22 protein-coding genes and 1 pseudogene are annotated in these 24,850 nt (G+C 38.6%); 13 read left to right on the plus strand and 10 right to left on the minus strand.

Annotation, left to right across the window (positions count from 1 at the left end):
* Positions 1–87 precede the first annotated feature (87 nt).
* The 3 genes from ACFXN8_RS12540 to ACFXN8_RS12550 form a co-directional block, all read right to left on the minus strand.
* Positions 88–420 (minus strand): hydantoinase/oxoprolinase N-terminal domain-containing protein, encoded by a 333-nt coding sequence (locus ACFXN8_RS12540; RefSeq protein WP_386845436.1) that lies wholly within the window; start codon positions 418–420, stop codon positions 88–90.
* Between the two features lie 199 nt (positions 421–619).
* Positions 620–2,017, minus strand: a complete 1,398-nt coding sequence (locus tag ACFXN8_RS12545; RefSeq protein WP_386845438.1) for an aldehyde dehydrogenase family protein — start codon at positions 2,015–2,017, stop codon at positions 620–622.
* A 38-nt stretch (positions 2,018–2,055) separates the two neighbouring features.
* Entirely contained in the window at positions 2,056–3,384 is a 1,329-nt protein-coding gene (locus tag ACFXN8_RS12550) for an aminotransferase family protein (RefSeq protein ID WP_386845440.1), read from the minus strand.
* A 55-nt stretch (positions 3,385–3,439) separates the two neighbouring features.
* Here ACFXN8_RS12550 and ACFXN8_RS12555 point away from each other — a divergent pair, with 55 nt between their 5' ends.
* Positions 3,440–3,709: a hypothetical protein gene (locus ACFXN8_RS12555; protein WP_386845442.1), complete on the plus strand. Its 270-nt coding sequence runs from the start codon at positions 3,440–3,442 to the stop codon at positions 3,707–3,709.
* Positions 3,710–3,923: 214 nt separating this feature from the next.
* On the opposite strand, the gene ACFXN8_RS12560 is transcribed toward ACFXN8_RS12555, so the two are convergent.
* Together ACFXN8_RS12560 and ACFXN8_RS12565 are read right to left on the minus strand one after the other, a co-directional pair.
* Positions 3,924–5,570: a sigma-54 interaction domain-containing protein gene (locus ACFXN8_RS12560; protein ID WP_386845444.1), complete on the minus strand. Its 1,647-nt coding sequence runs from the start codon at positions 5,568–5,570 to the stop codon at positions 3,924–3,926.
* Between the two features lie 215 nt (positions 5,571–5,785).
* A complete protein-coding gene (locus tag ACFXN8_RS12565; protein WP_386845446.1) occupies positions 5,786–7,201 on the minus strand; it encodes an amino acid permease in 1,416 nt (471 codons plus the stop codon).
* Between the two features lie 214 nt (positions 7,202–7,415).
* Here ACFXN8_RS12565 and ACFXN8_RS12570 point away from each other — a divergent pair, with 214 nt between their 5' ends.
* Entirely contained in the window at positions 7,416–7,853 is a 438-nt protein-coding gene (locus ACFXN8_RS12570) for a hypothetical protein (RefSeq protein ID WP_386845448.1), read from the plus strand.
* 22 nt (positions 7,854–7,875) lie between these two features.
* Here ACFXN8_RS12570 and rpoN read toward each other — a convergent pair whose 3' ends face one another.
* Complete coding sequence (rpoN, locus tag ACFXN8_RS12575; protein WP_376069907.1) at positions 7,876–9,213, minus strand: RNA polymerase factor sigma-54; 1,338 nt, start codon at positions 9,211–9,213, stop codon at positions 7,876–7,878.
* Positions 9,214–9,490: 277 nt separating this feature from the next.
* On the opposite strand from rpoN, the gene ACFXN8_RS12580 reads away from it, so the two are divergent.
* From ACFXN8_RS12580 to ACFXN8_RS12600, 5 genes are all read left to right on the plus strand, one after another.
* Complete coding sequence (locus tag ACFXN8_RS12580) at positions 9,491–10,645, plus strand: acyl-CoA dehydrogenase family protein (protein ID WP_386845450.1); 1,155 nt, start codon at positions 9,491–9,493, stop codon at positions 10,643–10,645.
* Positions 10,642–11,718, plus strand: a complete 1,077-nt coding sequence (locus ACFXN8_RS12585; protein WP_386845452.1) for an acyl-CoA dehydrogenase family protein — start codon at positions 10,642–10,644, stop codon at positions 11,716–11,718. The genes ACFXN8_RS12580 and ACFXN8_RS12585 overlap by 4 nt, the downstream gene beginning before the upstream one ends.
* Positions 11,719–11,784: 66 nt before the next feature.
* Positions 11,785–12,591, plus strand: a complete 807-nt coding sequence (locus tag ACFXN8_RS12590) for an enoyl-CoA hydratase/isomerase family protein (protein ID WP_376069900.1) — start codon at positions 11,785–11,787, stop codon at positions 12,589–12,591.
* 20 nt (positions 12,592–12,611) lie between these two features.
* On the plus strand, positions 12,612–13,754 hold the full coding sequence (locus ACFXN8_RS12595) for a CaiB/BaiF CoA transferase family protein (RefSeq protein WP_386845454.1): 1,143 nt from the start codon (positions 12,612–12,614) through the stop codon (positions 13,752–13,754).
* A gap of 509 nt (positions 13,755–14,263) precedes the next feature.
* On the plus strand, positions 14,264–15,031 hold the full coding sequence (locus tag ACFXN8_RS12600) for an IclR family transcriptional regulator (protein ID WP_386845456.1): 768 nt from the start codon (positions 14,264–14,266) through the stop codon (positions 15,029–15,031).
* Positions 15,032–15,260: 229 nt separating this feature from the next.
* Here the strand turns inward: ACFXN8_RS12600 and ACFXN8_RS12605 are convergent, their stop codons facing one another.
* The 4 genes from ACFXN8_RS12605 to ACFXN8_RS12620 are packed head-to-tail and all read right to left on the minus strand — an operon-like array spanning position 15,261 to position 18,779.
* Positions 15,261–15,824, minus strand: a complete 564-nt coding sequence (locus ACFXN8_RS12605) for a 5' nucleotidase, NT5C type (RefSeq protein WP_376069888.1) — start codon at positions 15,822–15,824, stop codon at positions 15,261–15,263.
* Positions 15,825–15,840: 16 nt separating this feature from the next.
* On the minus strand, positions 15,841–16,926 hold the full coding sequence (locus tag ACFXN8_RS12610) for an FAD-dependent monooxygenase (RefSeq protein WP_386845459.1): 1,086 nt from the start codon (positions 16,924–16,926) through the stop codon (positions 15,841–15,843).
* Positions 16,923–18,032 (minus strand): bifunctional diaminohydroxyphosphoribosylaminopyrimidine deaminase/5-amino-6-(5-phosphoribosylamino)uracil reductase RibD, encoded by a 1,110-nt coding sequence (ribD, locus tag ACFXN8_RS12615; RefSeq protein WP_386845461.1) that lies wholly within the window; start codon positions 18,030–18,032, stop codon positions 16,923–16,925. The genes ACFXN8_RS12610 and ribD overlap by 4 nt, the downstream gene beginning before the upstream one ends.
* Before the next feature lie 15 nt (positions 18,033–18,047).
* Positions 18,048–18,779, minus strand: coding sequence for a GTP cyclohydrolase II (locus ACFXN8_RS12620; RefSeq protein ID WP_386845463.1), 732 nt, complete (start codon positions 18,777–18,779; stop codon positions 18,048–18,050).
* A gap of 374 nt (positions 18,780–19,153) precedes the next feature.
* On the opposite strand from ACFXN8_RS12620, the pseudogene tnpA reads away from it, so the two are divergent.
* The 6 genes and pseudogenes from tnpA (at position 19,154) to ACFXN8_RS12650 (ending at position 24,756) form a co-directional block, all read left to right on the plus strand.
* Positions 19,154–19,487: pseudogene (gene tnpA / locus ACFXN8_RS12625) on the plus strand (IS200/IS605 family transposase).
* A 5-nt stretch (positions 19,488–19,492) separates the two neighbouring features.
* Positions 19,493–20,569, plus strand: coding sequence for an RNA-guided endonuclease TnpB family protein (locus tag ACFXN8_RS12630; RefSeq protein WP_386845465.1), 1,077 nt, complete (start codon positions 19,493–19,495; stop codon positions 20,567–20,569).
* Between the two features lie 256 nt (positions 20,570–20,825).
* A complete protein-coding gene (locus ACFXN8_RS12635; RefSeq protein ID WP_386845467.1) occupies positions 20,826–21,461 on the plus strand; it encodes a GntR family transcriptional regulator in 636 nt (211 codons plus the stop codon).
* A 283-nt stretch (positions 21,462–21,744) separates the two neighbouring features.
* Complete coding sequence (locus ACFXN8_RS12640; RefSeq protein ID WP_376069872.1) at positions 21,745–22,944, plus strand: quaternary amine ABC transporter ATP-binding protein; 1,200 nt, start codon at positions 21,745–21,747, stop codon at positions 22,942–22,944.
* Complete coding sequence (locus tag ACFXN8_RS12645) at positions 22,937–23,791, plus strand: ABC transporter permease (protein ID WP_376069869.1); 855 nt, start codon at positions 22,937–22,939, stop codon at positions 23,789–23,791. Before ACFXN8_RS12640 ends, ACFXN8_RS12645 begins: the two co-directional genes overlap by 8 nt.
* 89 nt (positions 23,792–23,880) lie before the next feature.
* The gene (locus tag ACFXN8_RS12650) at positions 23,881–24,756 is read left to right on the plus strand and encodes a glycine betaine ABC transporter substrate-binding protein (RefSeq protein WP_386845470.1); all 876 of its coding nucleotides are present in this window, start codon (positions 23,881–23,883) and stop codon (positions 24,754–24,756) included.
* Positions 24,757–24,850: the final 94 nt, after the last annotated feature.

The raw sequence follows: 24,850 nt of genomic DNA on the forward strand, positions 1-24,850 counted from the left end.
AATTAACGTGGAGTTCGCACCAATCGCTTGATACGAAGGGTATTCTGTTATAAATCTATGCTTCTATACAGATTTGTATAGTTTTGTCTAAATTTGTTGTAACAGTTTTGTTACCCAAATATCTTCTTTCGTCCCTCGACGGATTTCGATGACATCTCTAAAACCCTTTGTCGTAATAAGAGCTGTTTTTGGCAGCTTGCGCTCAATTAACGCATTCGTTCCAACTGTTGTACCATGAGAAAAAATTTTAATATCCTTACCATTTAATTCTGCTTTTGCTACTCCATTTAAAATTCCTTGCTCTGGATTTGAAGGTGTAGACGACGTTTTTGTAACAAATACTTCTCCCGTCTCTTCATTAAAAACAAATACATCTGTAAACGTTCCACCGACATCAATTGCTAAACGACTTTGTGTCATAGCTCTACCTTCTTTCGTTTAATTAATTAAATCTAAAACCCAAAATGATCTTTTTGTATAAAGTTAATGCCTCAAGCGAATACCCCAGATTTTTCAAAAAGTTATTGCACTACAATTCGAAAAAATTTGGGTCATTACACCGAGGCATATGTGACGTATATTTTTTTGTCTTCTATTTTAAATTTCTTTCACGAAATTTTTACTCACTTTTTGTACCAATCGTAATAGTTTTAAACGTTGTAAAAAACTCTTTCGCCGCCTGCCCCTGCTCACGGGCACCGGTACTTGAGTTTTTCACTCCTCCAAACGGTGCTTGAGGCTCTGCTCCACCCGTTTCATCATTAACCTGTACAAGTCCAACTTCACTACGGTTAATAAAATCAAATGCTTTCGGAATGTTATTTGTATAAATAGAAGCACTCAATCCAAAATTAGAATCATTAGATAGTCGGATCGCTTCTTCATAATCCTTTACTTTAATAACAGCTAAAACTGGTCCAAAAATCTCTTCATGAGCAATCGACATCTCGTGTGTTACATTCGTAAAGATTGTTGGATCAATAAAGTATCCTTCTAACATACCTTTTGTAGGACCACCACCAAATACAAGCTCTGCGCCCTCTATTTTTGCTTTTTCAATGGCGCTTAAGATAGCATCATATTGCCCTTTGGATGATACAGGTCCCATCGTAACACCAACTTCAAATTTTTTAACTTCTTCTATTAACTGCTCTAACACCTTTTCATAAACCGCTTCCTCGATGTAAACTCGACTAGTTGCTGTACAACGCTGTCCCGTTTGCTTCATCGCACCTTCAATCGTTAATTTTGCAGCTTGATTGATATTGGCATCAGCTAAAATGATCGCTGCATTTTTGCCTCCAAGTTCGAGCTGAATTTTTTTATTAGTAGATCCAGCAGTATCTAAAATACTTTGCCCTACACTATTTGAACCTGTAAATGTAATCGCCTTTACTTCAGGTGCCTCCAATAATACCTGCCCCACTTTTGAACCACGGCCTTGCACAACATTTAACACGTTTTTGGGTAAGCCTGCCTGTTCAAATAATTCTCCTATTAATTTACCGGTTAAAGCGCTTTCAATAGAAGGCTTCCAAACTACTGTATTGCCGTACACTAATGCGGGTGCAATTTTCCATAGAGGAATAGCGACAGGGAAATTCCAAGGAGTGATGGCCGCAACGACACCAAGTGGTACCCGCATTGTGTACAGTAATTTCGCTTCATTGGCTGACGGTAACACCTCACCTGTTGCCCGCATCCCTTCTTGTGCAAAATAACGTAAAATGGAAGCACCTCGTTTTACTTCACCAAGCAATTCATTTTTCGTTTTACCCATTTCACTCGAAGCTATTTCAGCTACTTTATCCATATTTTTCTCAAGCAAGTCTGCTGTCACACGTAAAATTTCTCCACGGGCAACAGAAGACGTATTTTTCCAACCTTCGAATGCATCCTGAGCTGCAACGATAACCTCTTTCGTTTCATCTATTGTCAAAAGCTCAACTTGGCCTATACATTGAGATGGTTTCGCTGGATTAAATTGTTCTCGTATTTCTCTAACGATCGTTGTCATAAAACTCCTCCTTCAAATAATGATCATTTACGTTGACATTACTTTTTTTCAACAATTGTTTTACCTATATGCTCAAATGTCTCGTCTAAAATACGTAACATTTCATCTAGCTCTACTTTTGATAGAATGAGAGGTGGAGAAAAAACAACTGTATCTTGATCATACGTAACCGTTCGTAGAATCAATCCTCGTTTCATCGTTTCCTGAACAAAAATCGGACTAAGAGGAGACTCAAACAATTCACCCGTCTCACGGCTCTTCACTAATTCAATGGCTCCAAGTAATCCAAGCGTGCGCACACGGCCGATAAAGCTATATTTTTCTTGCAGTGCTCGGAATCCTTCTAACATGGCACCCCCCATGTTTGCAGCATTTTCAACGAGATTTTCTTGCTCAAGGATTTCTATGTTTTTCAATCCAACTTGGCAAGCGAGTGCATGACCGCTGTAAGTATATCCGTGCATTAATGTCCCTTTAGAAAGCTCACATAAATCTTGATGAATTGTTTCAGATATCGCCACACCACCAAGTTGAACATAACCACTTGATACGCCTTTAGCGAAAGACATCATATCTGGCACTACCCCGTAATGTTCCATACCAAAGAATTTCCCTGTACGGCCAAATCCTGTAATAACTTCATCTGCAATGAATAAAATACCGTACTCATCACAAATTTCCCGCACTTCTTTAAAGTAATCTTTTTGCGGAATATTAACTCCCCCTGCCCCTTGTACGGGCTCAGAAATAAATGCTGCCACAGTCTCAGGGCCTAACGCTTCAATCGTCTCACGTAAATTACGTACGGATTCGCTGTATACATAGTGGAAATCAGGGGCGTGTGAATTGGTAAAGTCACGAAATGCTTGTAAGCCTGTCGCATTAGTAGCCCCCATAGCCACTCCATGGTATGAATGTGTACGTGAAATAATTTTTTGACGCTCTGGCTGACCTTTTAGTAACCAGTAATGACGTGCTAATTTAATCGCTGTATCGTTCGACTCTGAGCCACCCGAAGTGAAAAATACAGTATTTAAGTCTCCCGGAGTTAAAGAAGCGATTTTCGTCGCTAAACGTATAGCTGGTTCATTGCTAAATGAAGCGAAGCAGGAACTAAATGCTAATGTAGAAATTTGCTCCTTTGCTACTTCAGCAATTTCTTTACGGCCATGCCCAATATTTACATTCCATAAAGAAGACATGCCATCAATGTATATATTTCCTTCTATATCTTTTAAGTAAATGCCATTGCCCTCTGTAAAAATGGCTGCAGGACCTTGTGTTTGCTGTTGCTCGATCGACGTTGTTGGGTGTAGAAAATGTTTTTGATCTAACGTTTTTAACTCTTCTTTTAGTTGAATTGTCATAAATGCCAACCTCTTTTCGTTTAAAGTTTCATACATTTTTTTAGTAGCAATTCTCATGCCAACTGGTAAAAAAAATTATTTAAACGAAAAAAAATTGCCTTTTTGCCATAGCGTGGGGTTGATTTCCGTTCCGATTGGGCGCTTTGTTGTTGCTTTCGCACAGATAAAACAATTGTTGCTGTCGCTTCGCTTTCGCACAGATAAAACATTTGTTGCTGTCGCTTCGCTTTCGCACAGAGCAAAGCTTCCTGGGGGCGTCCGATCTCCACTCCAATTAACTTATATTCATGCCATACGTTTTAACAGCAGTTTTGTGAAGCAATAATTAATTGCTTTGTATTGTTTTGATTTATCACCAAAAGTTAGGGATGATATTCCAAAAAGAAAAAGAGACGTTTTCTTTTTGAAAATGCCTCTTTCCTTCTAAATCTATTAACATATTAACGATGCGTTTCATCATTTTCCTTGTATGAATTAGTGAGTATTGCGATATTACAACTTATTGTGCACGAATGATATATTGATGCAAAAATACATCGTTAGTCCTTATATGAAATTTGTTTTGTTAATTGCAACTTTTGTATTTTACGTACCAATGTTGATTGATCACAGCCAAGTGATTTAGCAGCCTGCCGGATACTCGGAAATTTAGATAGAGCTTCCTTAATAATCTGCTTTTCAAACGCGACTACTTGCTCCTTTAAAGTACCACTAAACTTTGGGGTTACAACTTGTTCCTGGATGTTTTGTATTTCTACGGGATTTTCTATATCACGTATAATAATTGGATTACTATCTAACTCTTGTTGTACAATATATGCTGTTATTTCTGGCTGCGTTGCTAGCAAACAAATACGCTCCACCATATTTTTAAGTTGACGTACATTTCCTGGCCACTCAAAACACTCTAATATTTTCATTGCAGATGATTCTATTGTTCGATGGATACCATATTTTTCTTCAACAACAGCTAAAAAATGGTAGACAAGTGGGATGATATCTTGACGACGATATCTTAAAGGAGGAATTTCAATCGGGATAATATTTAAACGATAATATAAATCCTCACGAAAATGACCTTGCCTCACCATTTCAGCTAAATTTCGATTTGTCGCAGCGATTATGCGTACATCAATTGGAATAGGCTTTCCACTACCTAAACGCTGAACCTCAGATTCTTGGAGGACACGTAATAATTTCGCCTGTAGTAGTAAGGGCATCTCTCCAATTTCATCTAAAAACACTGTACCACCAGACGCAATCTCAAATAACCCCGCCTTACCACCTCTGGCTGCACCCGTAAATGCTCCTGCCTCATAGCCAAAGAGTTCAGATTCTAATAAATTCTCAGGGATTGCACTACAGTTAATTGTTAATATTTGCTTATCGTTACGCCGGCTATTTGCATGAATAAGCTTTGTAATCTCTTCTTTACCAACGCCCGATTCGCCACCAATTAATACAGTTGAGTCTACCTCTGCAACTCTCATAACCCGCTTTACAACTTGCATCATTTCTGAAGACACCGCGATTAAACTACTTTTTGTTGTTTCTTTATTATGTAGGGCATGTAGCTTATTTTTAAAATTCTCATTTTGAACTTCTAATTTTTTTACTTCTTTCTCTAACAGTTTTAATTGTGTCATATCACGTGTAATTGCTACTACGTATTGTAATTCACCGTATTCATCAAATATTGGCTTGCCAGAAACTAAGAAGCATTTCCCATTAATAAACGTCTGCAAAATCGTTACTTTTTCTTTTGATTCCATTACTTTCATCGAAATGGAATCACTCATTAATCCTTCAGCGATTACGTCTTTTGCAAATCTCCCCATTAAATCAATGCCTACAATTTCAATATCAATATCATTTTGAAATAAAATTTTGCCATCGCTATCACATACTGTAACGCCATCAGATATGGAGTTTAATACTTTTATGGACAATGGATTCAGAAAGTCTATATTGCTATACTGCATGAATGGCTTTATATAAAATAAGGTACCTTGCGAAGTCTCTAATACATGAACAAAATAACCTTCTACCTCAAAGCTATCCGTCCCTGTACTATATTTTTTTATTATTTTTTCAAGAAGCTCTATTTGGATATCACTTTTAAACATGACCTCATCATTTTTTACAATAAAAAAATGCTCATCTTTATGTAGTTGAGTTATCGACACCTAGATCACTCCCTCTCGAACTTTAAAAATCTTTATCAATTTATAGGTATACTGGTTAACCATTTTCATCCATCGCAATGAATCAATAATACAAAAAAATTCGCTCTTTCTACGGGGCATCTATACGCCGCGAAAAAACTTAAAGCATCCTTTAAGTTCTTTCGCGGCTTGATATCTCGCAGGAATATCGCGAATTTTTTGTATTTTATAGTATTCTACTCTGAAGCTAGCTTTTCCTCTATTTGCTCCGCAGGTCTTGTCGACATCTTTCGCATTATCATGAACAACACAACTGAGCCAATTACTACTAATGTACTTAAATAAAATTGTGAACGTAAAGATTCGATGAGGGCCTGGCAGAAATAAACGACTGTTAAAATACCAATTGTGACATACGATAGATATGGAAATAGCCACATTCTAATCGATAATGCCTCATCTGAAACTTTGTCATAATGACGTCGGAAACGAATTTGTGAAATAGCAATGAAAATATAAACTGCAATCATTAATCCTCCAACGCAATTCCCCAAAAAGTAGAAAATAACTTCAGGTGAAATGAAGTATAACATCGCACAAATATACGCAACCGCCGTACTACCAATAACAGCTGGAACAGGCACACCTCGACTATTTTTAATTTGCGAGAATATTTTTGGTGCATCGCCTCGACGCGACATTTCTAGTAACATACGTGAACTTGTATAAAGAGCAGAATTTAAAACAGAAATTAATGAAATAAAAATGACTATTTGAATAAGTTGAGCAGCAATTGGAAGCCCTGCCATTGTTAAAATATTTGCATAGGGTGCTGCCAACATTTTTGTATCATTCCAAGGTATAAGTAAAACCATAATAGCTACTGAGCCTACAAAAAATAAACCTAATCGAAAGACAACATTGCGAATGGCGCGGACAATATTTTTCGCTGGATTTTCAGATTCTGCTGCCGCAATAGCTGCAACCTCAGCACCACATATCGAGAATATAACGAAGACAATTGCCGTAAATATCGGGACAATCCCATTTGGTGCAAATCCACCAAATTCCGTTAAAATACCTAACCCCTTCGGTTCAGAATTTGGCCAAATCCCTAAAATCATAGCTATACCAACTATTAAAAATACAACAATAGCCGTAACTTTAACGAAGGAAAGCCAATATTCAAATTCACCAAATGATTTTACTGAATAAATATTAACGATTGTCATCAATAACGTTATGCCTACGCTTCCAAGCCATGTTGGTATCATCGGAAACCAATTATGCAGCATTCCCCCTATGAGTGCTGCTTCTAACCCCACAATAAATACCCAGCTTGCCCAATAAAGCCAACCTACTGTAAACCCTGCCCATGGACCAATATACTTTCCTGCATATGAAGCAAATGAGCCTAACTCTGCTGAACCTCCTGATTTCTTTCCTAATACTATTTCTCCAGCTGCCATTTCTCCAACCATTTGCATGATCAGAACTATGAGTAAGCACGCAATCGCATATGAAACCACCGCTGCAGGACCGGTACTTAAAATATTTTTCCCTGTCCCAACGAAAAGCCCTGTACCAATAACCCCACCGATGGAAATCATTGTAATATGCCGTGTTTTCAGTGATTTTTGCAAAGCCCCCATTAAACCACCCCTTTAGTGTTTTATGTAGACATTTACTAACCCCTTTTCTCTATTTCAATGTCTACCGTTTAATGAGCAATTCTGATGCCAAACCTACTAAATTATTGAAAATTCTAAAAAATTCTCTACATCTATTGTTCATAGAATTTCTAACTCAGTAATTTTAAGGCTTATCAGCATAGCGTGAGGTTGATTTCCGTTCCGGCTGGGCGCTTTGCCGCTGACGCTTCGCTTTCGCGCAGAGCAGAGCTTCCTGGGGGCGTCCGATGAGCCGCTTTTGTTGCTGTCGCTTCGCTTTCGCACAGAAAACATCCGCTACGCTGCAGGGTCTCGGGCCAATACGATGTTGGTCACGAAGGCGTTATCACAGGATGTGATGCTCTTAGCCTTCGTTCCTCTATTGCTGATCCCCAAGGAGTCACCCAGCCTCCACTCCAATCAACTCATATATGGCGTACGTTTTAACTTCTTTTCAGCGGGTGTCCAAAACATCCTCATCCCTGAATATTGTGATAAGACATTTTTCAACACCAAATGTTTTCTGTGCGTAAGCGAAGCGACAGCAACCAAATGTTTTCTGTGCGTAAGAGAAGTGGCAGCAACAAATGATTTAATGCAATTTTCAAATTTTGATGCAAAAATACATCATTAACAGTATATTTACATCAACTATTCTATCCATATATACGATTAAATGAACTCATAATATTCATCTCTTCCCTGTACTTCGCTACTGTTCGTCTGGATATTTGGATACCTTCAGCACTCAAAGTATTTGTAATCTGCTGATCCGTTAAAGGCTTTTGTTTATCCTCTCCCTCAATCAACTGTTTAAGCCGTTTTTTAATATACATAATCGAGTCCATTTTTCCAGAAATATTCATTACTCCTTTTGTAAATAACGATTGTAAAGCATACACACCATGGGAGGTTTTTATATATTTTCCACGCACTGCTCGGCTAATCGTTGATACATGTAGACTTAAAATATCCGCTACATCTTTTAACCGCATAGGCTTCAATGCCTCCATACCTTTATGGAAAAAATCTACTTGCAATTCCACTAGCAATCTAGCTAATTCGTACAGTGTTTTATCACGTTGTTCAATTCCTTGCAATAATAAAAGAGCATCTTTCATTGTATCTTTAAAATATGTTTTACAATTCGGATCATTTTTTAGCATTTCAACATACTCTTTATCGATAGAAACGATTGGTAAATATCCACGATTTAATTTAATTAGCCATTCCTCTCCTAATCTCTCTACTTCGACTTCTGGCATGACATATGGTATCGCTTCGAATTGATCTCCTATCATCACTGGATTTAAATTCTTTATATAGTGGACCGTTTTCTTCACTTCATGTAGAGACGTTTTATACTTTTTACTTAACTGTTTAATAGCCTGTGCAGCCACTAGCTCTAAATCCGTTTCGATAAATCGGGAGGCCAATTTTGGTGCAAGTGCATCACTGTCTACCTGAATGAATAAAAACTCCTTATAATTACGCGCCCCTACTCCTACTGGCTCGAAAGTTTGAAGTAAGTCCAATAATGCCTCTACATGCATAACATCCGTTTTACATCTATTAGCGACAACTTCTAAATCAACATCTAAAAATAGACGTTCATCTAAGGATTGAATTAAAAACGTTAAGATTTTTAAATCTAAAGAAGATAGATTTTTATGCATAGGTACTTGTTCCAATAAGTACTGCTCATAGCTTTCTTTTACAGCAAATTTCATCTCAATAGGGTTAAATGAATGATGTTGAGGCGCATAATATTGCGCGGAATAACTCTTATCGGAATAGCTTGCTAATTGCATAATTTCCTCATAGTGCATTTTCACCTTAGCATCAGTAACAGCTAACAGTGGATTTTCGTTAGCCTTATCATAAATATACTGTTCTAGCTCATTCGTTGTATATTGCAGTATTTCCAAATGCTGTACTAATTGTGGTGATAAAACTTGCATTATTTTTTGGGAAGTTTCGATAGCCATTTGCATACCCCACACCTCCAAAACAGAATTTTCTACATAGTAACATGTTTATTCTGTGTTTTTCCATTTTTTAATCAAATTTTTATTTTTATACATAGCTCATCAGCAAAAGCTAGGAGACGTATGTCTATACGTTATGGTGATAAGCTAAAACTTCTTCACTCCACTCATAAAATTTTCTAATAATTCCAAAAAAGTAATTGACTACACTTGTAAGTGATCATAAAATACACATATACGATAATGGTTACCACATTACGGTAAAATTTAAGGAGTGAATCAAATGTTTCATTTACCAACTGTGCAGTTTACACAACAACAAGAGCAATTTCGCTTAGATGTTCGAACGTTTTTACAGAATGAATTAGCAAAAGGAACCTTCACGCCTAAATGTGATTCTTGGCTCAGTGGAGATGATCCTGAATTCTCTAAATTAATCGGTCAAAAAGGTTGGATTGGCTTAACTTGGCCTAAAAAATATGGCGGCCAAGAGAGAAGTACTATCGATCGATACATTTTAACAGAGGAATTTTTAGCCGTTGGTGCCCCAGTTGCTGCACATTGGTTTGCTGATCGCCAAACAGGACCACTTCTTTTACGTTATGGAACAGAAGAGCAACGTGACTATTTCTTACCGAAAATCGTGAAAGGTGAATGCTACTTCGGCATAGGTTTGAGTGAACCGAATAGTGGTTCCGACCTCGCTTCGGTCAGCACACGTGCTGAAAAAGTAGATGGTGGATGGATTGTCAACGGTCAGAAAATATGGACGAGTAACGCACACCTTTGCCATTATATGGTTACCTTAGTACGTACAAGTCCTTTTGATGGAAAAAATAAACATGCTGGGCTCAGTCAGTTGATTGTCGATTTACATGCGGAAGGGGTAACTGTTGTTCCCATCAAATTTTTAACTGGCGAACATCATTACAACGAAGTGTTCTTTGACAATGTTTTTGTACCTGACAATATGGTTGTTGGTGAAATCGGTAATGGCTGGGCTCAAGGCTTAGCAGAGCTTGCCTTTGAGCGTAGTGGTCCAGAGCGAATATTGAGCACTTTCCCATTAATCGATGAGCTTATTCAAGAGTTAAAGCGCCAAAACAATTTAGATGGGTTGCAGCAAGCGTCTAAAATAGTAGCTCGTCTTTGGGGTTTACGTAATTTATCAATTGGCGTAGCCCAACTTCTAGAATCCGGTAATGGTGATGATGTATCTATTCCTGCAGCACTTGTGAAGGCACTCGGTACAAAATTTGAGCAAAGTATTCCTGAAATCACACGCTTAATCGTACAGACTTATCCAACGCTTGACGCGCATCGTAAAATCGATCGCTTTATGGCCGAATCCATTTTACATGCACCAGGTTTTACAATTCGAGGAGGAACTTCTGAAGTACTGTATGGCGTTGTAGCGAAAGGGGTTATAGCACAATGAGTGAAATGAGAGACATGATCGTTGATGTTGTAGAGCGTATGTTAAAAGAAAAAGTTGATAAAGATTTAGTGGATACAGTGGAACAAGGTCATTGGGCACCTGAACTATGGGATCTGTTTAAAGAAAATGGAATGACTGCTGTAGCCATTGCTGTAGAAAATGGCGGTGCAGGTGGCGACATAGAGGATTTATTGAATATTGTTCGTTTAACTGGAAAATACGCGGCACCGATTCCATTTACCGAAACAACAATCGCAAACTATTTATTGCAGTTTACGCAGTTACAGGTACTTGAGGATTTGGCGACGTATATGCTATGCCCTAACCAAGCCTTTACGTTAGAGAATGGCAAATTAACGGGAGAGGCGATTCAAGTCCCTTGGGCACGTCATACAAAACACCTAGTGACACTTGCCCATAGCGCGGAGGGCACACATCTTGTAGAAATAGATTTAAGCCAAGCTGAAATTAAGCTAGGGTCGAATTTAGCAAGCGAGCCGCGTGATACCGTGATATTCCATCATGCTACGGCTTCACAAGTATCTGCTGTGTTACCTCCTGATAAGGTACACACTATAACAACACTCAATTCTGCGTTTCAATTAGCACTCATGACTGGTGCCATCGATAAAATAAATGACTTGACTGTTCACTATACGAAAGAACGTGAGCAATTCGGTCGACCGATTCATCGCTTCCAGCTCGTTCAACAGCATATTGTAAACTTAGCAGGTGAAACGGCGATCGCGCTTGCAGCATTTAATAATGTTACAGAAGCCCTTCAGATGAACAGTCAAAAGAGTGAGGTTGCTTACGCTTGCATTCGTTTTGAAGAAATTATTCAAACAGTGACAACAATTGCGCATCAAGTACACGCTGCAATTGGTACAACACACGAACATAGTTTGCATCAATTTACACGCAGACTTTGGTCATGGCGCGATGAAGGAGCCAGCACCTCTTATTGGACTCATTTTGTCGCAACACAACTATTGGAAAATAGCGGAGATAGCCTATGGGGATATTTAACTTCGTTCAGCTCAAGCTCGCCGCTTCTTAAAGTAGAAGGATAAGGACGGCAATTATACAAAATTTGAATTAATTGAAAACTACTAATGACATGATAAGGAGTGTTATCAATGACTGATTTACTTTTTGAAGTGCAAGACCACGTTGCCACAATTACATTAAATAGACCTGAAGCGTACAATGCTTTTAGTGAAGAGATGATCTCTAAATGGATTGAAGCCCTTGAAACTGTTCGTGATTCAGAGGATATTCGTGTTGTCATCGTAAAAGGTAATGGAAAATCATTTTGCGCTGGTGGGGATATTAAGGCGATGCAAGCTGGTGAAGGATTTTTCCAAAGTGAGGACGATATCTCTTCTACAGGGTTAGCGCGCAAAAATTCTCTTTGGAAAAAGATTCAGCGTATCCCCCTTCTTCTTGAAGAAATTGATAAGCCCGTTATTGCACAGGTTCATGGGTTTGCAATGGGTGCAGGACTTGATATGGCCTTAATGTGCGATATACGGATTGCTGCAAAATCTACAAAGATCTCAGAAAGCTATATTAACGTTGCGATCGTGCCGGGTGACGGTGGCGCTTATTATTTACCAAAATTAATCGGCATCGATCAAGCATTGGACATGTTCTGGACAGCACGTGTATTAACTGCTGATGAAGCAAAAGACAAAGGTGTTGTGACATTTGTTGTAGAAGACCATGAGCTTGACGAATACACATTGAATTATGCAAAGGAATTAGCAAGTCGTCCAACTACGACTTTGCAATTCATTAAGCGTGCTGTTTATCAAAGTCAACGGATGGATTTACGTACTGCCCTTGATTATATTTCATCACAAATGGCGATTGTAACAGAGCTAGATGATTTTAAAGAGGGTGTAAACGCAGTTGTAGAAAAACGTAAGCCTGTTTATAAATGAGATGTTTAGGAGGAAGAACAATGCAACCTCTTGAAAATATTCGAGTGTTAGATTTATCTCGTGTTTATGCTGCCCCTGCCGGCTCCATGATGTTAGCGGATTTAGGAGCAGAAGTAATTCGCATAGAACATCCAAATGGCTCTGATAGCATGCGTGATTGGGGGCCATTTGTAAATGGTCAAAGTACGTATTATTTATGTGCCAATCGCAATAAAAAATCGATTACATTAGATTTAAAGACAATAGATGGCAGGGAAAAATTTAAAGAACTTGTTAAAGATGCTGATGTCGTACTCGAAAATTTTAAGACGGGTGACATGGAGCGAATGGGACTAAGCTATGAGGAATTAAGAAAAGTGAATCCTAGAATCATATATTGTGCAGTAACAGGATTCGGTCAAACAGGTCCTCTTGCGCACGAACCAGGCTTCGATCCAGTTATTCAAGCAATGAGTGGTTTAATGCATGTCACTGGCTCAGCTGAAGGAGAAGCGACAAAAGTCGGTGTCCCTATTGCAGATATTTTAACCTCTAATTATGTGGTCATTAGTATTTTAGCCGCTTTACGAATGCGCGACCAAACCAATACAGGACAATTTATTGACTTAGCTTTATTAGACGTTCAGATGAGCAGCTTAGCGAATGTAGCGAGCGCTTATATAAATACAGGTTTTATCTCAGAACGTCTCGGTAATCGTCATAATAATGTTGCGCCGTATCAAGTATTTAACTGTGAGGATGGCCCCCTAATGATTTGCGTTGGTACAGATGGACAATTTAAAAAGTTTTGCACGATGTTGAAACGTGAGGAATGGACCAATGACCCGCGCTTTGTAACAAATACGATGCGCAAGCAACATGAAGCGGAGCTAGTTCAGATGATTACTGACATGACCATGACAAAAACACGGGATGAATGGATTACCTTATTACAGCAATATAAAATTCCAGGTGGACGTGTGAACACCATTGCTGAGGCACTGGAACAACCTCAGTTCATTGCACGCGATATGATTGGTGAAATAGAGCACGAACAATATGGTACGATTAGATTCATCAAAAGTCCGATAAAGTTCTCTGATTTAACGGTTCAATATTCATTAGCACCACCGATACTTGGAGAACATACAAACGAATTCCAAAAGTCCTCTCTACAAAAATAAAATTACGTTATAATAGAAGTAAATTTTATGGTTCATCATCGAAGGCTTGGGATGACATTTTGTTAAAACGTATGCTCTGTATATGTGGAGTGGAGAAGGACGCCCCTAGGAAAGCGTTTAGCCGGAACGGAAATCACCCCCACGTTATGGTGATGAGTCCTACAAATGATTTCTAATAAATTTTGGTACATCATCGGAAGTTTAAGGATGACATTTTGTTAAAACGTATGTCATGTGAATAGTTGATTGGAGTGGAGGCTTGGCGACTCCTTGGGGATCAGCGTCACAGATGAGACCCTGGAGCGAGCAGCGCGAGTGAAGCGGCTCATCGGACGCCCCCAGGAAAGCGCCCAGCCGGAACGGAAATCAACCACACGCTATGATGATGAGCAAATTTCATCTTCATTAAACAAATGTTTTTATGCACAAAACGCATAACGACATTTAAAAATGAAGATAAATGCTCCGGCGAATGTCGAAGAAAATTATTTTATTACGTAGGTGACGGGATGAATCAAGAGATTTTCGAAAAAAACTATACAATGTCATCGCTGCACAAAGCTATTAAAGTGTTAAAAGCTTTTTCAAAAGATGAGCCAAGCCTTTCCCTAACTGAGTTAAGTAAAAAAACAGGGATCAGCATTTCCAGTTTACAACGCTTCGTTTCTACCTTTGTGTACGAAGGCTTTCTTCACAAAGATGAGCGTACTAAGCGCTATCAATTAGGTCATTCGCTTCTATATTTAGGGAATTTAGTAAAAGAAGAATCAAGTCTTATTATTGTCGCAGAGCCTATTTTAAAAAAGCTAAACGAAGACATCGGCGAAAGTGTTTCCATGAATATTATTGATGGATTGGAAAGACGATGTATTTTAAACTATGATTCAACATACCCGCTTTCAACGAAAATGTTTGTAGGTGACACCTCTCCCCTTTATGCAGGTGCATCATCTAAAATATTACTCGCATTTATGCCAGATGTTGAAGAATATGTAGAGAATATAAGCTTTGAACCTATCACTGATCAGACAATACTTTCCAAAGAGCAACTGCGGGGGGATTTACAGCAGATTCGTAGTCAGCGCTTTGCGAGAAGCAATAATGAGCGTGTACGTGGAGCATGTTCTTTATCTGCACCGATTTTAAACGCTTCCAACCAAATAATTGCATCCGTGTCACTTGTTATACCAGAAGTACGATATAATGACTATGATGAAAATTTATTAATCGAAACGATTCAAAGCGTTGCATTAGAAATCGAAAAGCAATTGTATTGATAGAAACAAAGAATAAACCCGAATAGATTCACTTTTTAAGTGCTTGCTATTCGGGTTTAGTGCTTTAATTATTTAGCTCATCAACAAAAGGCGACTCCTTTGGGATTAGCGGCTCATCGGACGCCCTCAGGAAGCTTTGCTCTGTGCGAAAGCGCAGCGACAGCAACAACAACAATAACAACAAAGCGCCCAGTCGGAACGGAAATCAACTACACGTTATGGTGATAAGTTAATTATTTACTAATCTTGAGAAATCTTCCCAATGATTTAAGCGTGGCAGTTCAACATGCTTGTTATAGGATTGATTTTTTAATATCACTTTTGTCTTCACATCTCGTAGTGTTTCTAATACAGCTGGTTTATCATCCACATAAACATCTAAAGCTAGCTCTTTGATAATCGCCACTTTCTCTGTATCCTGCATTCCACAGAAAAAATGACCTTCTGTGATTGGAAAACCTTGTGCTTTCATCCATGCTTGTGTTTGCTCACAATACTGTTTTGGACGTGAAGTAATATAATAAATGTCATGTCCTTGCTGTGCCAAAGCCTGAAGCGTCTCGAGTGCTCCCTCAAAAGAAGGACAATCCGTAAAATAAATTTCCTCTAATGAACTATTCCACATCGCCGATCCTTCAGCATCTGTTAAACCAAAAGGTTCGTGAATTTCAACTCTTTGCAAAGCTTGAAATGCCTCTAGTGCAACATTTTTACTAAGTTTTTTATTATAAAGCGCAAAGGCGTGTGCTCGTAAATCGATGAGTGTGTCATCTATATCAAAGCCAAATTTCATGTTGTTTTTCTTCCCTTCAAGAAGCCTTGTTGATGAAGTTAGCCGCGAATGTTTGCTCTTTTTCAATTTGCGTCGCTAATACTTCCTCAATGGCTTGCTCGCGCATTTGTTGAAAATCTTGTACGTTAAAATGAATAAGCGTATCTTTATTTATTAGTGACGCAAGACAATCTGCATCCTTTAGGGCACTATTGAGCCCAAATGCCCCAGTTGGTGTCATCGTGTGAACTGCATCCCCTAATAGCACAAGCCCCTTTGTCCCCCAGCAGTCACAATGACTACTGAATACATCAAGCAAGACAAAATCTTGCCAAGATCTAATATGCTCCTTAACCGTATCAGATAGTTCCGGAAATTGATCTGAAAGCTGTTGGATAAATGGAGTAAATGCTTTTTTTCTAAGCTGAGGAAAACTTCCTTGTTCAATATTCCAGCCGATTTGAATGAACCCACCTACCTGCGTAAACAATGATAGCTGCTTATCACCTATTAATGCCATTTTAATCGATGGCTCCCATCCTTGAGGAGCAGGAATTTTTGCCCACAATAAATCAAAGCCATGTTTATGCTTTTGAATCTCAATGTGTGCTTTCTTACGTATAGTAGAGTAACGACCGTCAGCTCCGATAATTAACTGACTACTAATTTCAATCGTTTCCCCATCTCTTGATGCAATGACACCCGTATATCTACCCGAAGAGTCAACTATGAGTTTCGTCACCTTCGTATTGAGGAAACAAGAAAAGTGAGGAAAATGCTGTGTTTCTTGTAATATTCCCTTTAATAGATTGGCCTGCGGTACATGAATTCCTAAATGCCCTACAGCTTCATTAGGAAAAATAGTTTTAAATGCTCTACCATCTGCGTAATATTCAAGTTTTCCCATACGTAATAAGCCGAGCGCCTCGACTGCTTCAAAAAGCTGATGACTTTTTAAAACAGCCTCACCCTCTTCATTTAAATGCTCACCGCGAAATGCCTGCCCTAGTGCCGCGTTTTGTTCCAGTAGTATCACAGAAAGACCTTTTTTCGCTAGTAAGTGCGAAAGAAGTGCTCCACCTGGCCCAGCCCCCACGATACAAACATCTGCTTGATAATTCACTTTTCTTCACCTATCTTTGGGTAAGCAATAATACGTAAATCTCGCCCAACCTGCTCAAACGATGCAAATTCTACATCCCATGCTTCATCCATAGAAGATGGATTTTGACCAGCAATCGGTGTTAATGATAAGCGACCACCGAGAATTTTTGGCGCTATGTAAATCACATATTTGTTAATAGCACCTTGCTGTAAAAATGAAGAGTTGATCGTACTTCCACCCTCTACTAAAACATCCGTAATGCCATATTGATATAGTTTTTCAAGCATATCATCAACAACAAGCCCCTCAGAATCATTTCGAACTGGCAATACAGTCACGCCTTTTTCCTCAAATGCTGTTATTTTTTCTTGACTGGCATTCTCACTACATACAATAATTGTTTTCGCTTCTTCTACATTCAGAACATTGGCATGAGTTGGTGTACGAAGGGAGCTATCCATAATAATGCGCACTGGGTTTTTTCCGTAAGCTTCTTTTAATCTTGTCGTTAAGGATGGATTGTCAGCTAAAACAGTCCCAACTCCAACTAAAATACCATCTACCTCATGACGAATATGGTGAACATCCTCACGCGCTGCCTCACCCGTTACCCACTTGGAATGTCCCGTATGGGCAGCTATTTTCCCATCTAAAGTCATCGCATATTTCGAAATAATAAATGGTCGTTTTGTTAGCATATTGTGAATAAAACGTTCATTTAAACGGCGAGCTTGAGCTTCTAAGACACCCACCTCTACCTCTATGCCTGCATCTCGCAACAGTTGAATACCACGTCCAGCAACAGCAGGATTTGGATCTTGCATGGCTACAACAACACGACTAACTGCTGAGTCCTTCACTAAATTTGCACAAGGAGGTGTTTTTCCATAATGCGAACATGGCTCAAGAGTTACATAAAGTGTTGCACCTTTAGCATGTTCTCCAGCCATACGGAATGCATGCACCTCTGCATGTGGTTCACCTGCTTTTCTGTGTAAACCTGTTCCAACAATTACACCGTCTTTCACGATTACAGCCCCTACAAGTGGATTGGGATTCGTATTACCTTTTGCACTAGCGGCTAAATCAAGTGCTAACTGCATATGTTTTTCATCTGTTGTCATCGTCGTTTCCTCCACTCACTTCTCTTCGCGCAAATGTCCAGATTTCTCTACTTTCGTGTTTAAATAAAAACGATTTGTCTCCGTTAATCCTCCCCATAATGGGACATGTCCCTCTGCTGCTAAACCATGCGCCTGTAATGCAGCAAGCTTCTTTGGATTATTAGTAATCAGTGTAACTGGCTTTGAACGCAGTGAAGCTAACACAGTAATGGCATCTTCATAAGAACGAGTATCGTCCGGGAAGCCAAGAGCATGGTTTGCTTCAACCGTATCTAACCCCTCTTCTTGTAATAAATAAGCGAGCGATTTCGAGAATAACCCGATACCACGACCTTCATGATCTGCTAAATAGAAAATGGCACCGCAGCCATGCTCCACAATCATTTTCATCGATTCATGTAATTGATAACCACAATCACAGCGTTGGCTTCCAAAAATATCACCTGTATGACAAATGCTATGCATACGAATTAAAGCATCCTCTGCATGTGCAAAATCTCCATAAACAAGTACTGATGACTGTTGTAAAGAAGCTAAATTTGCAGATGCTAATTCATCAATAATTTCTTCTTTTGATAAATTAGCACCCACTTTCAACCAGTTATACCACTGAAATGTCGCTGAAAATCCGCCCTGTTTTACCGGTAATTTCACTGGACCAACTAGGCAAATATTTTCAGTTTCAGATTGCTTCACGATCGTCATTTTGTCTTTCACTATATCCAAAACTTTAGTAGTAATTGTCATATTTTCTCCAACCTTCTATTGTTAACAGCTAGCTAAACCTACTAACTGAGCACTTATATTTTTATATCACTTACATAACGTAACTTAGTTTATAATAATAACTAACAACTGTCAAACTACAGCTCTTATTCTATTAAAAATAATTAATTAAAACAAAACCTGCTACATTACAGATTTTCTGAACGGGAAAGCCCACTCCTTCAGGTGTGGGCTGAGAGTGAGGGCGGATACGGAGTGCCACTAAAAACCGAAAGGCTTATGGTGCTTCAAGTATCCGAAAAATCCACACTTTTTTTGTATGTATGTTGCAGTTTTTAAAAAAACTGCTACATTGTGTATATGAACGAATATAGACGAACGAACCCGTATCATTAATTAACTATCCTTTCGTTTTTGTCCCCGGTACAGAGGGAAATTTTTTTCGTTCAGATGTAGAGGAACGCTTTAAACTTTTGGTGCAGGAAATATGTGAGGAATTAGAAATTGACATTGTTGCTTTGGAGTGTGACAAAGACCATACCAACGCTTAGTCCTGCTGATATTATGGCAAAAATCAAAGGAGTAACGTCTAAAAAGTTAAGAGAGGAATTTCCTCATCTACAACATTTGTCAAGCCTATGGACACGTTCCTATTTTGTATCTACCGCAGGAAACGTATCGAGTGAAACCATCAAACGTTATGTGGAACAACAAAAAACAAGGGGGTGAATTATGTGACGCAAACGATAACAGTGAAAATCAAATTGCTTCCAACAAAAGAACAGGCTTCTATTTTGAAGAATATGAGTCAATCGTATGTTTATACAATCAATGCTCTTGTTTCTGGAATGGTTGCAGATAAGAAAAGTACAAAAAAATCAAGCAAGGATATTTCTGCCAACCTGCCAAGTGCTGTTAAAAACCAAGCGATTAAAGACGCTAAAAGTGTGTTTAAGAAAGTGAAGAAAAATAAATATAAGGTTGTTCCTGTGTTGAAGAAGCCAGTGTGTATTTGGAATAACCAAAACTATTCTTTTGATTTAACGCACATTTCAATGCCTATCATGATGGATGGCAAGGCAACTAAAACACCTATTCGTGCTTTGCTGGTCGATAAGGATAACCGCAATTTGGATTTGTTGAAACACAAATTAGGTACTCTTCGTATCACAAAGAAAGCGAATAAATGGATGGCACAAATAGCTGTCACTATTCCTACAAGTGAAAAAACAGGAACAGGGGTAATGGGTGTAGATTTGGGTTTGAAAGTCCCTGCTGTTGCAGTGACAGATGATGGAAGCGCTCGTTTCATTGGAAATGGTAGACAAAACAAATATGTCAGACGTACATTTAAATACAAATGTAAGAAGTTAAGTAAATTAAAGAAATTAAATGCTATTCGTAATCTTAATGATAAAGAACAGCGATACATGAAAGGACAAGACCACAAGGTTAGTCGTGCGATTGTTAATTTTGCTAAAGAAAATAAGATTTCTGTCATTCGTTTAGAACAACTAACGAACATCAGACTGACGGCAAGAACAAGCCGTAAAAACGAAAAGAATCTGCATAACTGGTCATTCTATCGTCTTGCTCAATTCATTGCGTACAAAGCGAACCTAGTGGGTATTAAAGTTGAATTTGTGAATCCTGCATACACAAGTCAAACATGCCCGAAATGTTCCGAGAAGAATAAGGCATATGATAGAAAATATAAGTGTAAATGTGGATTCGAAAAACATCGTGATTTAGTCGGTGCAATGAATATTCGATATGCACCTGTGATTGATGGTAACAGTCAATCAGCCTAAGATGCTATATGCACTGTCTTAGGAAGGGTAATGAGATCCCCCCATCTTGAGAGCTGTTCAAAACAGAAATGGACTGCGAACGCTTAGTTACTCAGGAATCCCACCCGTCATACCGTAAGTTGTAGGACTTGCGACTTAAGTCGTGGGAGTCTCAAGTTGTAATCATATACTAATAGCTTATGGAGGTGCTATTTTTTCTGTGCAGGCTAGTCTATAATAAGCTGTGGTAACTGTAATGAACGAAAGGAAGTTAAGAATGCAATTAGAAAAAAATGTGCAGGTGAAGCAGCCAAAATACCAGCAAATAGCTGTCGATCTAGCCTCAAAAATCGTGGAAAGAAAATATCGAATTGGCGATAAAATTTACGCAAGATCGTCTCTAGCTAGCCAATACAATGTCTCTTCAGAAACTGCAAGAAGAGCGATTGCTGTTTTGCAAGACTTGGAAATTGTGGAGGCTACTAAAGGTAGTGGGGTTATTATTATCTCCTATGAAAAGGCTGCATCTTTTGTCCGACAATTCCAGGATGTTCAATCTGTCCACGAACTACAACATGAGCTTATGACAAGCATTCAAAAGCAACACCAAGAATTAATAAACCTACAGGAAAAGACCAAACAACTTATTAGTCGAACTGAACATTTCCGATCAGTTAATCCATTTATCCCATATCAATTAGAGTTGACAGCTGATAGTCCTTGTATCCACCAAACAGTACAGGAATTGAATTTTTGGCAAAATACGTCTAGCACGATTGTCGGAATTCGTCGTAAAAATGAATTATTACTATCACCTGGTCCATATGTGTCATTGGAAGAAGGAGATATCATTTACTTTATCGGTAATGATGAAAGTTTCGCTCGAGTTCAGAGCTTTTTATATCCAATTTAAAATCCGCTTAAACGCTGATATAACAGCGTTTAAGCGGATTTTTTGTCATTTGTCGATTTGACAGAAGTAACAACTCTTTGTTAGTGTTAAGTTGTTACTTGTTTATATTTGGGTATCATTATCCTAAAATAGTATTTTTCTTCATTCAGTGGATGTCCAAGCACCTACTGAAATAGAAAAACTAAGCCTAAAAATGTCACGTACAGTGGCATTTTATCTGTGCGTAAGTGAAGCAACACCCATTACGCCAAGGCGAAATTGATCTACGAAAGGAATGGTTCTATTGGAAAAAATAAAAGTGGAGCATGTTTCTAAAGTTTTCGGGAAACATATTCCCCAAGCATTAGAACTTGTCAAGCAACAAAAAAGCAAAACTGATATCTTAAAAGAAACAGGTGCAACAGTTGGTGTATACGATGCAAGCTTTACTGTAAATGAAGGTGAAATCTTCGTCATCATGGGATTGTCAGGAAGTGGAAAGTCAACGCTTATCAGACTTTTAAACCGGCTTATCGAGCCTACAAGCGGAAATATTTATATCGATGGAGAAAATATTTCTAAAATGGGCAAAGAGAGTTTACGTAATGTAAGAAGAAATAAAATGAGTATGGTCTTTCAAAACTTCGGTTTATTCCCCCATCGTACACTTCTTCAAAACACTGAATATGGCCTTGAGATCAGAGGCATATCAAAGGAAGAACGACAAGCTAAAGCAGAGCAGGCTCTCGAAAATGCAGGCTTACTTGCTTATAAGGACCAATATCCTAGTCAATTATCAGGCGGTATGCAACAACGTGTTGGATTAGCACGTGCACTTGCAAATGACCCTGAAATATTACTAATGGATGAGGCTTTTTCTGCACTCGATCCATTAATTCGTAAAGAAATGCAAGATGAGCTACTCGATTTACAAAGCACAATGAAAAAAACAATTTTATTTATCACCCACGATTTGAATGAAGCATTACGTATTGGTGATCGTATCGCCATTATGAAAGATGGCTCAATCATTCAAATTGGAACTGGCGAAGAAATTTTAACAAATCCTGCAAATGATTATGTTAAAACCTTCGTAGAAGACGTCGATCGCTCTAAAGTATTAACTGCTGAAAATGCTATGGTTCGACCTGTATCTGTCAATGTAGATGTAGATGGACCGACCGTAGCACTTAAAAGAATGCGCGAAGAAACGGTTAGTTTACTAATGGCCGTTGACAAAAATCGACATTTAAAAGGCTATATTACCGCTGACGATGCACGGGCTGCAGCTAAAAGACAAGAACAAACGGTACATTCAATTGTTCAATCAGATATGTTGACCGTTCCACCAGATATGCTTTTACAGGATATATTAGGTTTGATTCATAATTCTCCTACTCCTATTGCAGTTGTAAAAGATGAGCGCTTGCTTGGTGTTCTTATCCGGGGTGTTGTCATCGAAGCACTTTCAACTAGCGATGAGGAGGCAGCTGCACATGAATAATTTTTTAGACAATATTCCAGCAATACCAGTGGGACCATGGGTAGAATCAGTTATGGACTGGTTGACGAGTAATTTTTCAGTGTTTTTTAACTTGATTCAAAAAAATGGAAAACTACTCATGAATCAGGTCACTGATTTATTAGTGAGCATTCCTCCGATTATTCTTATTTTACTTATTGTCATTTTTGCCTTTTTCGTTACAGGTAAGAAATTCGGGCTCGCAACGTTTTCATTAATTGGTTTGTTATTTATCTATAATCAAGGCTTATGGACACATCTTATGGAAACAACTACGCTCGTACTCTTTTCAAGTATCATCTCCATCATTTTAGGTGTTCCACTTGGCATTCTAATGTCCAAGTCAACTGTAGCTGAAAATGTGATTAAGCCGATACTCGATTTCATGCAAACAATGCCTGGCTTCGTGTACTTGATTCCTGCCGTTGCCTTCTTTGGTATTGGGATAGTACCTGGCGTATTTGCATCTGTTATTTTTGCCTTACCACCTACTGTACGTATGACGAACCTAGGAATTCGCCAAGTACCAAAAGAATTAGTGGAAGCTGCGGATTCATATGGTAGTACCTCACGTCAAAAACTATTTAAAGTAGAAATTCCTCTTGCCAAATCAACTATAATGGCTGGGATTAACCAAACTGTCATGCTATCACTTTCAATGGTTGTAACTGCTTCAATGATTGGTGCACCTGGTCTAGGACGCGAAGTATTAACGGCATTACAACGTACACAGGTTGGAAATGGCTTTGTTGCAGGTCTAGGTCTTGTTATTTTCGCCATTGTTATAGACCGTTTAACGCAAAGCTTTAATAAGAAGAAAGCTGTTTAGATAAAGAGACAATTTTTTAGTGAAAGTCTTAGTTCTAGCTTTAGATTTACGTGTTGTAGTTGAATATATATATAAGAAAGGAAGATTCGATGAAACTGAAAACATTAACTAAATTAGGGATGGCTTTAGGGCTTGGCTTTTTGCTAGCTGCATGTAGTGGTGATGATTCAAGTAAGAGCGATGGTAACTCAAAGGACGTCAATCTAGCCTACGTTGAATGGGATACAGAAATTGCTTCCACAAATGTAGTTGGGCAGGTGCTTGAGGATTTAGGTTACAATGTAACATTAACACCACTCGATAATGCAATTATGTGGGAGGCTGTTTCAAAAGGTGAAGCAGATGGTATGGTTGCCGCATGGTTGCCAAATACACATGCCCCTCAGTACGAAAAATATAAGGCTGATCTTGATGAGCTAGGTGAAAACCTTGCTGGTGCCAAAATAGGTTTAGTAGTACCAAGCTATATGGACGTTAATTCGATTGAAGATTTAAAAAAGCAAGCAGATCGCACAATTACAGGTATTGAGCCTGGTGCTGGGATTACAGCTGCTACTGAAAAAGCTTTAGATGAATATGATAACTTAGCAGATTGGAACCTATTAACATCTTCATCTGGTGCTATGACAACTTCTCTTGCTAAAGCGATTAAAAACAAAGAAGACATCGTCGTGACTGGCTGGTCCCCTCACTGGAAATTCGCTAAATATGACCTTAAATATTTAGAAGATCCAAAAGGTATTTATGGTGGCGAAGAAACGATTAACACATTCGCTCGTAAAGGGTTAAAAGAAGATCAACCAGATGTATATTCTGTACTAAATAACTTCCATTGGACCTCAGAAGACTTAGAGAGCGTTATGCTAGAAGTTATGGATGGCAAAGACCCAAAACAAGCCGCTAAAGATTGGATTGCAGACAATGCAGACAAAGTTGCTGAATGGACGAAGGATGTAAAAAAATAATTCTATCAATTATGCCTCGGCATAATTGCGTCCTGAATCGGCTTTGTGGATGCACAATTCGGATTCTGAGTCTTACGCCGGAGGGTTTAGGGCG

The sequence above is a fragment of the Lysinibacillus sp. NPDC059133 genome (assembly GCF_042755925.1).
Classification (GTDB): domain Bacteria; phylum Bacillota; class Bacilli; order Bacillales_A; family Planococcaceae; genus Lysinibacillus.

Excerpts from the sequence above, each read along its gene's own strand:
- ACFXN8_RS12585 (WP_386845452.1), top strand. The coding sequence starts at position 10,642 with ATGAGTGAAATGAGAGACATGATCGTTGATGTTGTAGAGCGTATGTTA.
- ribD (WP_386845461.1), bottom strand. The coding sequence starts at position 18,032 with ATGACAACAGATGAAAAACATATGCAGTTAGCACTTGATTTAGCCGCT.
- ACFXN8_RS12605 (WP_376069888.1), bottom strand. The coding sequence starts at position 15,824 with ATGAAATTTGGCTTTGATATAGATGACACACTCATCGATTTACGAGCA.
- ACFXN8_RS12650 (WP_386845470.1), top strand. The coding sequence starts at position 23,881 with ATGAAACTGAAAACATTAACTAAATTAGGGATGGCTTTAGGGCTTGGC.
- ACFXN8_RS12550 (WP_386845440.1), bottom strand. The coding sequence starts at position 3,384 with ATGACAATTCAACTAAAAGAAGAGTTAAAAACGTTAGATCAAAAACAT.
- ACFXN8_RS12620 (WP_386845463.1), bottom strand. The coding sequence starts at position 18,779 with ATGACAATTACTACTAAAGTTTTGGATATAGTGAAAGACAAAATGACG.
- ACFXN8_RS12545 (WP_386845438.1), bottom strand. The coding sequence starts at position 2,017 with ATGACAACGATCGTTAGAGAAATACGAGAACAATTTAATCCAGCGAAA.
- ACFXN8_RS12595 (WP_386845454.1), top strand. The coding sequence starts at position 12,612 with ATGCAACCTCTTGAAAATATTCGAGTGTTAGATTTATCTCGTGTTTAT.
- ACFXN8_RS12590 (WP_376069900.1), top strand. The coding sequence starts at position 11,785 with ATGACTGATTTACTTTTTGAAGTGCAAGACCACGTTGCCACAATTACA.
- ACFXN8_RS12565 (WP_386845446.1), bottom strand. The coding sequence starts at position 7,201 with ATGGGGGCTTTGCAAAAATCACTGAAAACACGGCATATTACAATGATT.
- ACFXN8_RS12645 (WP_376069869.1), top strand. The coding sequence starts at position 22,937 with ATGAATAATTTTTTAGACAATATTCCAGCAATACCAGTGGGACCATGG.
- ACFXN8_RS12540 (WP_386845436.1), bottom strand. The coding sequence starts at position 420 with ATGACACAAAGTCGTTTAGCAATTGATGTCGGTGGAACGTTTACAGAT.
- ACFXN8_RS12555 (WP_386845442.1), top strand. The coding sequence starts at position 3,440 with ATGCCAACTGGTAAAAAAAATTATTTAAACGAAAAAAAATTGCCTTTT.
- rpoN (WP_376069907.1), bottom strand. The coding sequence starts at position 9,213 with ATGCAAATGGCTATCGAAACTTCCCAAAAAATAATGCAAGTTTTATCA.
- ACFXN8_RS12600 (WP_386845456.1), top strand. The coding sequence starts at position 14,264 with ATGAATCAAGAGATTTTCGAAAAAAACTATACAATGTCATCGCTGCAC.
- ACFXN8_RS12580 (WP_386845450.1), top strand. The coding sequence starts at position 9,491 with ATGTTTCATTTACCAACTGTGCAGTTTACACAACAACAAGAGCAATTT.
- ACFXN8_RS12635 (WP_386845467.1), top strand. The coding sequence starts at position 20,826 with ATGCAATTAGAAAAAAATGTGCAGGTGAAGCAGCCAAAATACCAGCAA.